This is a genomic window from Massilia cavernae (genome assembly GCF_003590855.1).
Taxonomy (GTDB): Bacteria; Pseudomonadota; Gammaproteobacteria; order Burkholderiales; family Burkholderiaceae_D; genus Telluria_A; species Telluria_A cavernae.
Window position 1 is genome coordinate 26,449 of record NZ_QYUP01000093.1, and the last position, 15,654, is coordinate 42,102.

Consider the following 15,654-nt stretch of genomic DNA (forward strand, 5'->3'; position numbering starts at 1 on the left):
TCCAGTAGACCGAACGCACTGCCGATTGTGCTGCCGCCTACAGCTGATGCGAAGACCGACGTAAAAGGCGCTCCTTTCCGCTTTTCACTTTTCGTTCCGTAGATGGTCGAATCCGGGGGCAATTTTCCGACCGAATTCGCCTCGTTTGGTCTTGCAACGCAGTCAGGTATTTTCATGGCGCCGGTATCCGGTTGGACCCAAGCAGTCACGGTGACACGCGCGGAATGGGAAGTCAAGGATGTCCCGGCAGGTTTGCTGATCCCTGCCTATATTGCCGAAGCGGATGCTTGGAGAACAAGAGCCCGCATGGCGGGCTCGAGCTTGATCACAATGTATGGCGAATGCCGAACGTGAACGCGCGATTCAGGCCTTCTCCAACTCACCGTCACGCAGCCGCCACAATGCGAGCGAGTTGTTGTCCTGCAGTGCTTCCGGCAACAGCCAGGTGGGCAGGTCCTGGTAGCTGACCGGACGCAGGAACCGGTCGATGGCGGTCGCGCCCACCGAAGTGCTGCGGCTGTCCGAGGTAGCCGGGAACGGCCCGCCGTGCACCATCGCGTATGACACTTCGACGCCGGTCGGGTAACCATTGGCGAGGATGCGTCCTGCCTTGCGTTCGAGCGCCGGCAGCAGGTGGGTGGCGGCTTCGCGGTCGCCCTCGGCCACGAACAGCGTCGCGGTCAGCTGGCCGTCGAGGTGCTCGGCGACCTGGCGGAACTGGGCGATGTCGCCGCAGCGGATCACCAGCGAGCTGGCGCCGAAGATCTCCTCTTCCAGCTCAGGGTTGGCCAGGAATGCCGCCGCATCTGTGATGAACAGCGCGGCTTGGCCGGCACATGCGGACGTGCCTTGCTGGCCGCGTCCGAGGAGCTTGACGCCGTCGGCTTTCGACAGGCGTTCGACGCCGCTGTTGAACGCGGCGTGGATGCCCGGCGTGAGCATGGTGCTGGCAGCCTTGCCTTGCAGCGCGGTCGCGGCGGCGTCGCAGAACGTCTCCAGATCCGGGCCGTCGAGTGCGACGACTAGGCCTGGATTGGTGCAGAACTGTCCGGCGCCAAGCGTCAGCGAGTCGACGAAACCGCTGCCGATTTTCGCTGCGCCGCCGGCCATCGCGGCTGGCAGCACGAATACCGGGTTGATGCTGCTCATTTCCGCGTACACGGGAATTGGTTCGTCGCGCGCGGCTGCTGCGCGCACCAGCGCCATGCCGCCCTGGCGCGAGCCGGTGAAACCGACCGCCTTGATGGCTGGGTGGCCCACCAGTGCCTGGCCGATGGTGCGGCCGTCACCGTGCAGCATCGAGAACACGCCTTCCGGCAGGCCGCTGGAGGCAACCGCCGCCATGATGGCCTTGGCCACCAGTTCCGAGGTGCCGGGATGGGCGCCGTGCGCCTTGACCACCACCGGGCAGCCGGCCGCCAGGGCCGACGCGGTGTCGCCGCCGGCAACCGAGAACGCGAGCGGGAAATTGCTGGCGCCGAAGACGGCGACCGGGCCGAGCGCGATCTTGCGAAGGCGCAGGTCAGGGCGCGGCGGCACGCGTTCCGGCAGGGCCGAATCGAGGGCGGCGCCGAGCCAGCGGCCGTCGCGCACGACCTTGGCGAACAGGCGCAACTGGTTAACGGTGCGTCCGCGTTCGCCTTCCAGGCGCGCCTGCGGCAGCCCGGACTCCTGCATGGCGCGCTCGATCAGCTGCGGGCCGAGGTCGAGGATGTTTTGCGCAGCTTGTTCGAGGAAGGCGGCACGCTGCGCAAGCGAAGTCTCGCGGTAGCTATCGAAGGCCGCTGCGGCCAGTGTGCATGCGCGCTCGACGTCGTCCAGGGTGGCGGCGCCGAACGGCGGCTCGATGTGCTGTCCGGTCGACGGGTCGATGGCGCGGAACGCGGAAGCGCTGCCCGTGACGGCGGAAGCGCCGATGACGAACTCGCCTTTGATATTGATACTCAAGATATTCTCCTTGCGCAGATGGCGCGAGGCGGCTAGCCGCGTCGCGCCGTAAAAAGGTGCTGTGATGCGAGTGCTGTGGTGCGGGATTACTGCGGGCCGAGCGACGCGATCAGGGCGCCGAGCTGCTCGCGTTCCTCTCCGGTCAGGTCGGTAAGCGGCGGGCGTACCGGACCTGCTGTGTGGCCCGCCAGGGTGGCGCCAGCCTTGACGATGCTGACCGAGTAGCCTTGCTTCCTGTTGCGGATCGCAAGGTAAGGCAGGAAGAAGCTGTCGATCAGGCGGCCGGTGGTATCGTGGTCGTCGGTGCGCACCGCTTCGTAGAACTCCATGGCGGTTTTCGGGATGAAGTTGAACACTGCCGACGAATACACCGGTACGCCCAGTGCCTTGTAGGCCTCGGCATACACCTCGGCGGTTGGCAGGCCGCCAAGGTAGGTGAAGCGGTCGCCCAGCTTGCGGCGGATCGAGACCATCGTTTCGATTTCTCCAAGGCCGTCCTTGAAGCCGATCAGGTTAGGGCAGCGGTCGGCCAGTTTCAGCAGCGCGTCCGCGTCCAGGCGGCACACGTTACGGTTGTACACCACCACACCGAACTTGACCGAATTGCAGACGGCGGCGACGTGCTCGACCAGGCCATCCATGCTCGCTTCGGTCAGGTAGTGCGGCATCAGCAGGATGCCGTGGGCGCCCAGGCGCTCGGCTTCTTTTGCGTAGGCGATCGCAGTGCGGGTGGGGCCGCCGGCGCCGGCCAGGATAGGCACCTTGCCGCGGCAGGTTGCGACCGCCACCTTGACCACCTGGGTGTAGTCCTCAGGCGTCAGCGAGAAGAACTCGCCCGTACCGCCGGCGACGAACAGCGCGCTGGCGCCATACGGAGCGAGCCATTCGAGGCGGCCGGCATAAGTGGCCGGCACGAAGTCGCCCTGCGCGTCGAAATCGGTAATTGGGAACGACAGCAGGCCTGACGAAAGGATCTGTTTCAAGTCTTGTGGAGAGAACATGTTGATATGCCCGAAAAAGGTTGGAAAGGAAGCAAGGCCAAGGCAACGACTTGTCGCCATTGTTATCAGTCATCGTACAACATCGATTTGAGAATCGCAAGCGCGATCTCAGCTTTTCTTCGAATGGAATAAACAACGCCCCGCAAAAAGCGGGCGTTTTGGCGGGGGCAAGTCCCGCCGTGAGCTGGCCACTGCGAACGAAGTGAAGCGCAACTGCGGGAGGGCAACTGACCGTGGGGAGGAAGCGTGGAGCATAAATCACGAGCCGAGGAACACACCGGGCACAGCTCAATGCAGAAGTAGCGAAGGACATCCCCGCCTTTATGGACAAACTCTTCGGCAAAGATAACTGGTTGTATGACCAGGACGAACAGCTATACATAGCCCGCGATCCGAAGCACACAGGGCCGGGCTTTGGCTTCATCGCAGCCCGCCAAAGTGCCTCATTCTTCACCGGCGCCCGTCCGGATGAAGCATCGAGGCAGCGCTGCTGGCGTGGCTGCGCCAAGATCGCACCGCGCAGGCGATCGCCGCCATCCCCGGCATGGGCCAGTTGACGGCGACGGTGGCGACGAGCGTCCATGCTGGGCGAACGAAACAAAAGGCCGTTCAGCACAGGGCTGAACGGCCTTCGACTACTCCGCTGCAGGTGTTACTTGGCGGCGGCAGGCATATCGAACTTCGGCCGTGGCGCTTCGATCTCGGAATGGGTCGGCACCAGGGCCTTCATCACGCACCACGCCAGCAGGTAGGCCACCGCGCACACCGCGAACATGATGGTGTAGCCGGTGTGGATCTTGCCCATGGCGCCGAAATAGTCGAACACCCAGCCGCCGGTTTTCGACATCAACACGCCGCCCAGGCCGCCGGCCATGCCGCCGATGCCCACTACTGACGCCACCGACGTCTTGGGGAACATGTCGGATACCGTGGTGAACAGGTTGCACGACCAAGCCTGGTGCGCCGACGCGCCGATCCCGATCAGTATCACCGGCACCCACACGCTGATATAGCCAAGCGGCTGCGCCAGCAAGACCACCAGCGGGCACAGGGCGATCAGCAGCATCGCTTTCATGCGGCCGTCGTACGGCGTGTAGCCCTTGTTGATGAACCAGGTCGGCAGCCAGCCGCCGCCGATACTGCCGACCATCGTCATGCTGTACAGGACCGCGAGCGGCGCCATGATGGCGGTCTTTTCCATGCCATATTGGGCGGACAGGTATTTCGGCAGCCAGAACAGGAAGAACCACCACACGCCATCGGTCATGAATTTGCCGAAGGCGAACGCCCAGGTCTGGCGATACGCCAGCAGCTGGAACCACGTAATGGTCTGTTCCTGGCCGGTGGTAAGCTGCTCGCCCGCTGCAGGCGCGGCGGCGACGTCGCTATTAATATATGCCAGTTCGGCGCCGCCCAGGCGCTTCTGCTGCTCCGGTTTTTCGTACAGCACCTGCCACATGCCCATCCAGATAAAGCCAATCGCGCCAATCACGATGAACGCAGCCTGCCAGCCCCACTGCGCGGCAATCCACGGCACGCTGATCGGCGCCAGCACCGCGCCGATATTCGCGCCGGAATTGAAGATGCCGGTCGCGAACGAGCGCTCGCGCTTGGGGAAATACTCGGCGGTCGCCTTGATCGCGGCCGGGAAGTTGCCCGCCTCGCCGATCGCCAGCACGGCGCGCGACAGCATGAAGCCGGCTACCGACACTGGCACCGCCGCGATGCCCACCGCGCCCAAGGTAGCTGCCATGCCGGCGCCCACCGGGATCGAGAAGGCATGCATGATCGCGCCGAGCGACCAGACCGCGACGGCGAGCATGAAGGCCTGCTTGGTGCCGAGCCGGTCGACTACGCGGCCGGCGAACAGCATCGCGATGGCATACACGAACTGGAACACCGCGGTGATGTTCGCGTAGTCGCTATTGGTCCATCCAAACTCCTTGGACAGGTCGGGCGCGAGCAGGCTGAGCACCTGCCGGTCCAGATAGTTGACCGTCGTGGCGAAGAACAACATGGCGCACACTGTCCACCGGTACTTTCCAACCGCTTGCTGGTTCATCTCGTGTCTCTTCATTTTGGATAATTCATTCGGTGTGGCAGAGTGACGTCTAGTCATCAGTCATCCGACAACGTGTCGCCAAAGTATAGTGACGGTTTTTAGAAATAGCAATCCGCCAAAGATACTTTATCTGGACGGCGTGTACGTCAACCAATTCGCAAGGATGGTTTTGAACCGGATCTCGTTCCAGATTTCGCGTCTTGCCCGATGTCCGGCGCACGCCGGGGAGGGCGCGGATCCCGCAACTGGACGGAATTTTCGATCGGTCGGCAGCGTGTCGCCCGGATCGAGGCTGCCCTCGCGGATACTACTATGTAGGCGACAACACCCTGTGCCAGGTTGTTCTTGGGCGGCGCCGACGGGAGGCGTATGAAATTCACAATCGGTTCGGGTTGAGCGGATAATTTGAGTAGAACGGCGTTGCTATTTCGGATGCCCTTGACTATACTTTGCGTTCGTTGTACGACGACTGATAACATTCAAGCCGGCTCGGACTGTCCCCCATTTATTTACGAAAGCAAGCCATGTCAAAACCATTCAAACGCATATTGCTGACCGGTGCCGCGGGCGGCCTGGGCAAGGTGCTGCGCGACCGTATCAAACCGTGGGCCGACGTGGTGCGCCTGTCGGACCTGGCAGACCTGGGCGAAGCGCGCGAGGGCGAGGAAATCGTCCAGTGCGACCTCGCCGACAAGGCCGCCGTGATGAAAATGATGGAGGGTGTCGACGCGGTGCTGCATTTCGGCGGCATCTCGGTCGAAGCGCCGTTCGACGCGATCCTGTCGGCCAATATCGTCGGCACCGCCAACCTGTACGAGGCGGTGCACAAGCATGGCGTGCGGCGCGTGGTGTTCGCCAGCTCGAACCACGCGATCGGTTTCTACAAGCAGACAGAAGTCATCGACGCGGACGATCCGGTGCGCCCGGACACCATGTACGGCGTGTCCAAGTGTTTCGGCGAAAACCTGTCGCGTTACTACTTCGACCGCTTCGGCATCGAAACCGTGTGCATCCGCATCGGCTCCTCGTTCCCGGAGCCGCAGTCGGCGCGCATGCTGGTCACTTACCTCAGTTACGACGACCTGGTCGAATCGCTGCGCTGTTCGCTGATGACGGCGAAGGTCGGCCACACCATCCTGTTCGGCATGTCGGACAACCCTGCCAAATGGTGGGACAACCGCAAGGCCGGCCACCTCGGCTTCGTGGCCACGGACAGCTCCACCAAATTCAGCGGCATGTTTCCGCCGTCGGGCACTTACCCGGCCGCGGACGACGTCGGCGCCACTTACCAGGGTGGCCCGTTCATCCTGAGCGGACCTCAGTTCGGCCGAGGATGAACATGCGGATCGTAGGCGAGTGCCCGCTATGGGGAGCGCCAGTCGCCCCTGGACTTGCGTAGACATCACGGCGCGCACAATCTGGCGCCGCGATCCCCAGCGGCGCGGTGCGTGGCGCCCACCGTATCGAACGCGGCACGCCGCATGAGCAGCGCGTATTCGTCGCCATGACGCAGCATCCGGAACGCCAGGCCGGCGCCGAAAACTGGAATACGCGCTGCGCGGCGCCAGCCTCGACGTCAATCTTGACGTGACCAACACCAACCGCGGGCCGGCCTGTCGATCGCGGCGCGTCTGTCCCAGCCCGCGAACACGTTGACGACTGTGGCGCCGGGCAGGGCGCGCGACTCGTATCCGGGTCCCCCGCTGCTGATGGCGGCATGCGCGGACGGCGGCATGAGGCCTTGAAGCAGCGTGGCGTCCATCACGCGCAGCAGGTGGTCGGGTTGCCCCACGGCCCTGGAACGACGGCACGCGAAGTCGACGACGGCCTGGCTTTCCGGGCTGTTGCCGCTGCGCTCGAATGACACGGGCAACAGCGGGCGATCGCGGCACAACGCTGTGGGAATCCGCCTCAGGTTTGCCAGCGTGTTGCGAGACGGAATATGAAAATTCCGGATAGGGGCTGACATATTTCTGGTAACGTTACCCACCGAACTTACCGCTCGGAAATTATTTTCCGGCATTCTCGAGAAATTGTTAGGTTACTTGCTTATCTTTGGCACAAATTTTTCACATTTTTGAATTAAATATGGTATCGTTATCTCACAAGCACCGCATTGTGCGACGATTTTCCAAGCCAAGGATGCTTCGTGAACAAGTTTTGCTATTCGTCCGCTCTAGCACAGGTGATATGATGAAGCTGATGCTGCAACACTCGATTTCTGCCTTGTCCGATTTGCGGGTACTGATACTGGATGACATCCCCTTGCGACAAGAGATGCTGGCCGAGGCGTTAAATGTGATGGGAGTTGCTTTTGTCACGCAGGCGGCGGATTGTTCAAGTGCCTTGAATGTCTTGAGCAGCACTGGACACGGGTTTGATATCGTACTCTGCAACATGAAAATGAAGGACATTCATGAGCTTGAGTTTATTTACCATGCGGCTCGATGCAACGTGAGCGGTTTCATTCTGATGTCGGTGGCGAAGGGCGAGCTGCTTACTTCAGCAAGGACAATTGCGCATGGATGCGGATCGTGTGTGTTAGGCGAGCTGCCTAGCGCGACTGAACCAGATAAACTCAAACAGTTATTACTTTGCTATCTAGAAACTGTTGCAGCAGCGCCGAAGAATGTGGACAGGCAGTCGTCGCAGCAGTGGACCCGGAGTGACTTGATATCGGCACTCAACTGCAATCAGTTTGTGCCCTTTTTTCAGCCGAAAGTCGATCTCAATACGGGCGTGCCGACCTGCGTCGAAATCCTTGCGCGCTGGAATCACCCCGACCTGGGGATCTTGCTACCAAGTCAGTTTGTCGAACTGATGGAGCAGGAAGGGTTGATTGATCAATTGACGGGATGCTTGCTTCTGCAGTCGCTGGCATGTGCCAGGGAATGTGCTGCCAGCGGAAGGAACATCGGCTTCGCACTTAACGTTTCGCCGCTCACTTTACAGGATGCGCGCACGCCGACCAGGATTTACTCACTTGTGACGGCATGCGGGCTTTCTCCGGCGCAGATTACGATTGAAGTGACGGAGACTGCCTCCTCGAAATGTTTCATTCGGCTACTTGAATCGCTGACACGGCTACGCATGATGGGCTTTAAAATTTCTGTCGATGATTTTGGGATGGGGTATTCCTCGCTGCAACTGTTAAGCCAGATGCCGTTCACGGAACTCAAGATTGACCGCTCTTTTGTAGCTGATGCATCAAGTAACACGAAATCGGCTGCGATCCTGGAATCCATCATCCAACTCGCCGGAAAACTGCGCCTACATACGGTGGCTGAAGGGATTGAAACCAGAGATGAACTGAATTTGGTTCAATCGCTCGGTTGTGCTGCCGGTCAGGGATTTTTGCTAGGTCGGCCCATGGCGCAGGCGGATTTGATCGGCTATCTGCAGGACAAGACATCAGTTGCGGCTGCATTGGGAAGCGTTACACGCCGCGCCACTTACAACGGCGAATATAGCTACCGCGCACCCATTTTCCGACCTGAGTCCCGATTGTGTGCTCGACGCCGTGGCCAGCATCGGCCTGCATGACAATGGCCGCCTGCTGGCGCGGAACAGCTATGAGAGCCGCATCTACCCGGTGGGCATCGAGGGAAATCGCTAGTGGTCAAATTTTACCGGCCGGAGCGCTGGACCGATGCCCGGATCCTGGGTGCGCGTTTGCCTCCTGACTTGACGAGCGCGAACTGCCAGCCGTGCCGGCGCTGGCCATCGACGACTGCACCGTGCCTTCGTTTCAGGGCTTCCGCTTCGCCGTATTACCGCGGCCGACCAGGCATTCGAGAACGTGGTGGTGAGCGACGATTATCTTGGCCGGTCCGGCCAAGATAGTTGACGCGACCCAGTGTGGCGCGCTGCTACTACGAGCGGGCAGGGCAGGCGGGCATCATCCGGTTGTACGGCGCCTGCCACGGCGGCAATGTGCTGCGGATCGACGTCGGTCCGCATTACGTGGACTTTGACGATGCGCGCATAGGCCCCGCTGCGCAGGACCTGTGGATCGCTATCCGGCGAGCGCAAGGACAGGGTGCTCCAGATGAGCGATATCCTGGCCGGTTACGAAGGCATCCGCGAGTTCCACTCGCGTGAGCTGTTTCTGTGAGGCTTTGCCGGCCCTGCGCCTGATCCACTATTCGACCTGGTTGGCCCGCCGCTGGGATCCAGCTTCCCCGCGGCTGCCCTCACCTGGGTTAATACCCAGTGCATCTGGCGGGACCGCATCCTCGAGCGCCCACAAATCGCGCTGATGGACGAGCCGGCGGCCCCTGATTGCTAACTCGCCTCGTGCGGACGCTGATTCGCGTTGCACCTGTTCTCGTATTGGTCCTTATAGCTTTTGCGTTGCGCTGACCGTGGAATGTCCGCCTCGAGTACCTTCGAAGTGGTGTCCGATTTCTTCCAGCGTTTTGCCGCGTGTCTCCGGCAGCAGGAAGGCGGCGGTGAGGAAATACACTACCGTGCAGCCAGCCCAGGCAAAGAACATGATCGCGTAACCATGCTGCCCGACCGTCGGCAGGAAGACGGCGGCGATCACGGTCGACACGAACTGATTGATCAGCAGTGCGATGCTCATGCCGTTGGACCGGATTCGCGTAGGCATCAGCTCGGACAACGCGAGCCAGACACATACGCCAGGGCCAACGGCGAAGCTGGCGATGAATCCGATCAGGCAGGCCAGCAGCAGGAAGCCGTTCATGCTGTCGGGCTGGCTGGCAATATTCGCGCGCTCGATGCGAAGCGGTGCATGGATGGCCTCGCGCATGTCGGGGAAAGGATTCAGGTGATGGCGGCGGAAGAATGCGCCGATGACGCTGTCGGACTCGATGTCGCGTGGCGGCTCGATTACCAGCCCTTCGCCCGCGCGTACGGTCTTCAACTGGGTCAGCGGGCCATAGCTGTAGGCAATTTGCAGTAGCTGGCGGCCGTCGCTTGTCAGCTTGCCTAGCGTTGCCTGATCGACGTGCAGGCTATCGGACTGAATGCGTGCGGTCAAGAAACCGCTGACATCGCGCTTGCCAGCCTCGCCCGCCTGGAACAGCAGGCCTGCCGCGCACAAGGAAAGCACGATCCCGCCAGTGCCCAGCATCAGGAGAAACTTGCGGCCCTTGCGGTCCACCAGCACCAGCGCAACAATTGTCATCAGTGCGTTGACCAGCTTCAACGCGAGGTCACCCCAGTTCGCCATGGCGCCGGACAAGCCTCCTTCGCTGAGAATCGTGACCGCGTAGGCCATCACCGAATTGATGCCGGTGGCCTGGTTGCAGGCCAGAATTACGCAGGCCAGGAGAAAGGGGAGAACATAGCGGCGCTGCAACAAGCTGCCGCGTTCATGCGACGGCGAGGATCCCGGCTCATCCTGAATGGCTGCCAGTTCGCGCGCGGCGTCTTCAGCGCCACGGGTGCGCGTCAACGCAGCCAGGGCTGGAACCTTGCGTCCGCGCGCGAGCAGCCAGCGCGGTGATTCGGAAAGTGCCAGCACGCCAGCGGTAAACAGCAGCCCTGGCGGCAGACTCAGCCAGAAAACGCGGCGCCATGCGCTGTCCTGGGTCGCAGCCAGGGTGGCGGGTGCGGTGCGCGCGACCGTGTCCACTTCCTGCGCGACCAGCAGGCCAACCAGCGCTGCCAGTGCCAGCCCCAGTGTCAGCAGCAACTGGAATACCGCAGTGCCCCGTCCGCGTACGCTGGAGGGCAGGCTTTCGGCCAGATAAAGTGGAACAACGACACCGATCAGCCCGCCGCTCACGCCTTGCAGCAAGCGTCCCAGGATCATCGGCAGAAAGCCATCGGCCATGGCGATGACAGGAATGCTCAGGCAGAACAGTACGCCGGCGATCAGCATGGTGCGCTTGCGGCCGATGGCATCGGCCACTGCGCCAGCGGCCAGGGAGGAAAGTACCGAGCCCAGCAGAACTGCGGCGACGACCATGCCCAGCTGCTGCGAGGACAGTTTCCAAATTTGGGCGGCGCTCGCCTCCAGATAGGGCAGCGCCCCAGCAATGATGCCGACGTCAATGCCATAAAGCAGTCCACCCAGCCCTGCAACGGTTAGCAGGTAGCGGGTCTGGTTTTCGGGCGAGTGCAGCCCTGTCGGTGTGAGGGTGGTATTCATCAGGACTCCTTGATGGGACGAAAAATGCCTGGACGCCAGCAAGGCGGCGCCACGCGCTCCGCCCGAGTCGCCGAACTCGGGACACAGGATGGGCGGGACTGTCATGCCAGGCTCCGGATGATGCCCGACGAATGAATGGTAACGTTAACCTCTTAACTTTGCTAGCTGAAATTATTCATCGGCGACTTAGGGCAGTATCGGGGCGAGTTTGCGCATTTCCCGACATAAACTGCTTCATTTTTTTGAATCATGTGGTATCGTTACCGCACTCGTGCCGCAATTTTCGAAAATTTTCCAAGTCAAGGGACGCTCATGAACAAGTTTTTTTATTGTCAACCCAAGGTGCATCTGCTCGCTGTGGCCGTTTGTTGCGCCGCGATGTCAATTGTTCCCGCGCCAGGTGCGCATGCCCAGCCGGCAGCCGCCGTCAAGCCAGCTGCTGCCGTCAATCAGGCAGACAGTCCAGCGCAAGTGCTGGACTTGATGCAGCGTGTGGCTGACTGGCAACTCGCTCATCCGAGCACTCATCCTGAAGACGATTGGACGCAAGCTGTCGGCGATGCGGGCATGATGGCGCTGGTCGGCATCTCGGGCGAGCGCCGTTATCGCGATGCAATGGTCGCCATTGGCGAGCGCAACGAGTGGCAACTCGGTCCGCGGATCTATCATGCCGATGACCATATCGTGGGCCAGACCTATGCCGAGCTCTACCTGCAGATGCGGGAGCCCAAAATGATCGCGGCGATGCGCGCCCGGTTTGACGAGGTCCTGGCCAATCCGCATGACGGCGAGTTGCGCTGGGACGCGCCGGAGGTGATGGATCGCTGGGCCTGGTGCGACGCGCTATTCATGGCGCCGCCCGCCTACGCCCGCCTGACGGCGGCAACCGGTGATGAGCGCTATCTTGAGTTCGCGATCCGCCAATGGTGGAAGACTTCGGACTTCCTTTATGACAAGAACGAGCATCTCTATTTTCGTGACAGCCGCTTCCTGAAGAGTCGCGAAGCGAATGGGCGCAAGGTGTTCTGGGGGCGTGGCAACGGCTGGGTGATGGGTGGACTGGTGCGCATGCTGCAATACATTCCGACGCACCATAAGGAGCGTGCGCGCTTCGTGCAACAGTTCACGGAAATGGCGAACAAATTGCTGGAATTGCAGCAGAGTGACGGCATGTGGCGCGCCAGCCTGCTCGACCCGGGCAGCTATCCCTTGCAGGAAACCAGTGGTACCGCTTTGTACGCCTATGCGCTGACTTATGGCGTCAACCAGGGCTTGCTGGACCCGGTCCGCTTTGGGCCGGCAGTGCGAAAAGCCTGGAAATCCCTGGTCGCGAACGTCGATGCCGGCGGCAAGCTGACCCATGTGCAGCCGATCGGCGAAGATCCAAAGGCCTTCAATGCGAATGCGACGGAAGTGTACGGTGTGGGCGCGTTCCTGCTGGCGGGAAGCGAATACTACCGGATGCTGGCGCTGAACGGTACCCAGCCGGTGGTGGTGAAAGTGCAGAATGATAGCGCCCTTCATCGGGCCGATGAATCGGTGGAGGCTCCCGTGCACGGCGATGTGGTCGTGATGGATGCGGCGAGTTCTCGCATTCTTCCAAGCCAGGGGCTGGAGGGCAAGGTGCTGTTCCAGGCTACAGCGGCGCCGCGCGAGACGCGCACGTATCTGCTGCTGCCGCGCCGCGCTTTGCCTGCGGTTCCGCCAGTGGACACCAAGGTGCATGCGCGCTTCGTGTCAGAGCGGCTGGACGACTTTGCCTGGGAGAGCGACCGCATCGCGCACCGCGTCTACGGACCGGCCATCATGCGTGAGCCGAAGGAAATGTTGGTCAGCAGCGGTATTGACGTATGGTCCAAGCGCACTCGTGGTTTGGTGATCGACAAATGGTATGCCGGCGGCGACTATCACGCCGACCATGGCGAAGGCCTGGATTTCTACAAGGTCGGCAAGGCGCGCGGTTGCGGCGGACTGGGTATCTATGACGGTCGCCAGTTGCATACCTCGGCTAATTTCAGTAAATGGAAGGTGCTGGCAAATGGTCCGTTGCGTGCCGTGTTCGAGCTAAGCTACGACAGCTGGGACGCGGGCGGCCGCCAGGTTGCAGAGCTGCGCCGTGTGTCGATCGATGCCGGCTCCAACTTCAGTCGCGTAGAAAGCCAGTTCGCCGCCCAGGGGCGTCCGCTTGATATCGGCATCGGTATCGCGCAAAGGGGGGCTGGCGGGGACTATCGTGAGGCCGTCAACTGGATGAGTTACTGGGAACCCGCGCATGGCAATGATGGCAGCATCGGCTGCGCGATCGTGCGGCCGGGTGCGCGCTATACCGAGCATGGCGGGAATTACCTGGCGCTGGGTAAGGCACAGCCGGGCCGCAGCTTTGTCTATCACCTGGGCGCGGGCTGGAGCAAGAGCGGCGATTTTCCGGACGCGGCAGCTTGGGAGAAATACGTGAAGGAATATGCGGCGCGCATTGTCAATCCATTGCGCGTGGAGGGGGCGGCAGGGCGTCCTGTGGCGTCTGCCACGAAGCCGGCAAAATAACTTGAAACAGCATGTGAAGGGTATATCGTTATCACATTGCAGGTAGAGAGGAAGTCAATGAAGAAGTCAACGGTGACATTGGTCGATGTGGCGGAGAAGGCGGGGGTGTCGGTGATGACTGCCTCGCGCGCCTTGAGCGGTGAAGGCTACGCTTCAGAAAAGTCGCGCACCAAGGTCCAGGCGGCGGCCCAGGCGTTGGGCTATGCGCCGAACGCGCTGGCGCGCATGATGAAGGGCGGGCGCACGAATGTCGTCGGCATAGTCATCAATGATTTGTCGTCCGCCGTGACCAATGCCTTCGCCAGCGCACTTAGCGCAGAGCTGCGCAGGTACGAAATGGACTTGTTTATTTACGATGCCATGGGCGATCTTGGCGGCGGCAAAGGCAAGCGCCTGAGCCAGCTGTTGCATGGCTTGTGGGATGGGCTGATCTATGTGCTGCCGCGCATGAGTGACGACTACCTGAAGACACTGGAAGCGAGCAGCAGTCCCATCATCCTGATTAACTACTGTCGGCACGAAACCAGCCTGCCGGTGGTACGGGGCGACAATGTGAACGGTTCGCACGACGCGGTCAGTCACCTGGTTGACCTGGGCCATCGGCGTATCGCCTTTGTCCGCGGCTCAGTCTATACCGGTCAGAGCGCCGAGCGCGAAAGCGGTTATCGCGCGGGCTTGCAGGATGCTGGATTGGAAGTGGCGCCGGAGTTGGTGCGGGAGGGCGACTTCAGCGAGGCGTCGGGTCTGGAAGCCGGGCGTGCCTTGCTGGCGCTGCCGGAGCCGCCAACCGCCATCTTTGCGGCGAATGACGCGATGGCGCTGGGCTGCGTCAGCGCCGTGCGCGCGAGTGGCTTGCGGGTGCCGGAAGATATTTCGGTGGTTGGCTTCGACGATGTGCCTATGGCGGCGGTAGTGCAGCCGGGCCTGACAACGCTGCGCCATCCCATTCCAGCCATGGCGCAAGCGGCGGTGCAGGAATTGATGCGGCGAATTCGCCAGGAGCCAGGGCGGCGCCAGCGCATCGAATTTCCGAGCGAAATCGTGATCAGGGAATCGACTGGCCCCGGGCCGGCGGCCGTCGCGCGGCGCGGCCGTGGCCGCCGTGTGGCTGGTTGAGCTTCTGGGGCACGGTGCTTACAGCGTGCCGGCGCGGCGTGGCGTCGGTGAATCGAATTTATGGGGGGGATATTACTTCCTGGAAGCGCTCGCCAGGGTGCATACGGGGTGGAGCAGTTTTGTTTTTGGCATGCGGAGCAGCGCAAAGCCTGAAGCAAGTTTTTGCAGTCAATTTGTTCAATAATCAATAATAACTGGGGATAGACATAACGATGAAGGACTACCACAACGGCAAGCATTCCATGCAGGCACGTCCATTGGCGATGGCTGTGGCACTGGCGTTGGCCAGCATGGGTTCCGGCCACGCTTACGCCGCCGCTGGCGCGCAAGGCGTGCCGCCGGCACAGCAGGACGACGCCAAGCTGGAATCGGTGATCGTGACCGCCAATAAACGGGCGCAGAACCTGCAAGACGTGCCGGCCGCGATCAGCGTAATGAATGACGCGACCTTGCAGCGCAACAATGTGCGTGACCTGAACGACCTGCCGGCGCTGTCGCCAGCGCTGACGGTCTCCTACGGCAGTCAGCCTGGCAACTTCAGCATCAATATGCGCGGCATCGGCACCTACTCCCTTGGCATTGGGGTGGAATCCGACGTATCCGTTGTGATCGACGACATCCCGGTCGGCATGCAAGCCAATGCCTTCAAGGATCTGGCTGATGTACAGCGCATTGAAGTGCTGAAGGGCCCGCAGAGCACCCTGCTGGGCAAGAGCTCGATTGCCGGCGCCCTGAACATCACTACCAAACCGATCCAAAGCAAGTGGGGCATCCGCACCAGCACGCTGTTGACCAATGACCGTGAATGGCGGATCGGCGCCACTACCTCCGGCGCACTGAGCGACACGATGCGTGTGCGCCTG

At 61.5% G+C, this 15,654-nt stretch carries 11 protein-coding genes and 1 pseudogene; 7 read left to right on the plus strand and 5 right to left on the minus strand.

The genetic code is table 11. The annotated features are described in order from the left end of the window. Window positions 1-363 precede the first annotated feature (363 nt). Together D3872_RS09880 and kdgD are read right to left on the minus strand one after the other, a co-directional pair. A complete protein-coding gene (locus tag D3872_RS09880) occupies window positions 364-1,941 on the minus strand; it encodes an aldehyde dehydrogenase (NADP(+)) (protein ID WP_119810623.1) in 1,578 nt (525 codons plus the stop codon). A gap of 92 nt (window positions 1,942-2,033) precedes the next feature. Then, window positions 2,034-2,948, minus strand: a complete 915-nt coding sequence (gene kdgD, locus D3872_RS09885) for a 5-dehydro-4-deoxyglucarate dehydratase (protein ID WP_119810613.1) — start codon at window positions 2,946-2,948, stop codon at window positions 2,034-2,036. Between the two features lie 323 nt (window positions 2,949-3,271). Between kdgD and D3872_RS25255 the strand changes: the two genes are divergently transcribed. Further along, entirely contained in the window at window positions 3,272-3,505 is a 234-nt protein-coding gene (locus tag D3872_RS25255) for a hypothetical protein (protein ID WP_147373850.1), read from the plus strand. 95 nt (window positions 3,506-3,600) lie between these two features. On the opposite strand, the gene D3872_RS09890 is transcribed toward D3872_RS25255, so the two are convergent. Then, window positions 3,601-5,010: an MFS transporter gene (locus D3872_RS09890; protein WP_119810614.1), complete on the minus strand. Its 1,410-nt coding sequence runs from the start codon at window positions 5,008-5,010 to the stop codon at window positions 3,601-3,603. A 524-nt stretch (window positions 5,011-5,534) separates the two neighbouring features. On the opposite strand from D3872_RS09890, the gene D3872_RS09895 reads away from it, so the two are divergent. Further along, entirely contained in the window at window positions 5,535-6,347 is an 813-nt protein-coding gene (locus D3872_RS09895; RefSeq protein WP_119810615.1) for an NAD-dependent epimerase/dehydratase family protein, read from the plus strand. 239 nt (window positions 6,348-6,586) lie between these two features. Here D3872_RS09895 and D3872_RS09900 read toward each other — a convergent pair whose 3' ends face one another. Further along, on the minus strand, window positions 6,587-6,979 hold the full coding sequence (locus tag D3872_RS09900) for a hypothetical protein (protein WP_147373851.1): 393 nt from the start codon (window positions 6,977-6,979) through the stop codon (window positions 6,587-6,589). A gap of 221 nt (window positions 6,980-7,200) precedes the next feature. On the opposite strand from D3872_RS09900, the gene D3872_RS09905 reads away from it, so the two are divergent. Both D3872_RS09905 and D3872_RS27620 read left to right on the plus strand, forming a co-directional pair. Continuing rightward, on the plus strand, window positions 7,201-8,553 hold the full coding sequence (locus D3872_RS09905; protein WP_182915754.1) for an EAL domain-containing response regulator: 1,353 nt from the start codon (window positions 7,201-7,203) through the stop codon (window positions 8,551-8,553). Between the two features lie 315 nt (window positions 8,554-8,868). Then, window positions 8,869-9,298, plus strand: a pseudogene (locus D3872_RS27620) (phosphotransferase); the annotation flags it as partial. Window positions 9,299-9,349: 51 nt separating this feature from the next. Here the strand turns inward: D3872_RS27620 and D3872_RS09915 are convergent. Then, window positions 9,350-11,131 (minus strand): MFS transporter, encoded by a 1,782-nt coding sequence (locus tag D3872_RS09915; protein ID WP_119810617.1) that lies wholly within the window; start codon window positions 11,129-11,131, stop codon window positions 9,350-9,352. A 312-nt stretch (window positions 11,132-11,443) separates the two neighbouring features. Here D3872_RS09915 and D3872_RS09920 point away from each other — a divergent pair, with 312 nt between their 5' ends. The 3 genes from D3872_RS09920 to D3872_RS09930 form a co-directional block, all read left to right on the plus strand. Beyond that, entirely contained in the window at window positions 11,444-13,675 is a 2,232-nt protein-coding gene (locus tag D3872_RS09920) for a glycoside hydrolase family 88 protein (protein WP_182915755.1), read from the plus strand. Between the two features lie 57 nt (window positions 13,676-13,732). Further along, complete coding sequence (locus D3872_RS09925; RefSeq protein ID WP_119810619.1) at window positions 13,733-14,791, plus strand: LacI family DNA-binding transcriptional regulator; 1,059 nt, start codon at window positions 13,733-13,735, stop codon at window positions 14,789-14,791. Between the two features lie 212 nt (window positions 14,792-15,003). Continuing rightward, a partial coding sequence (locus D3872_RS09930; RefSeq protein WP_220476918.1) for a TonB-dependent receptor plug domain-containing protein occupies window positions 15,004-15,654 on the plus strand: 651 nt, incomplete at its 3' end.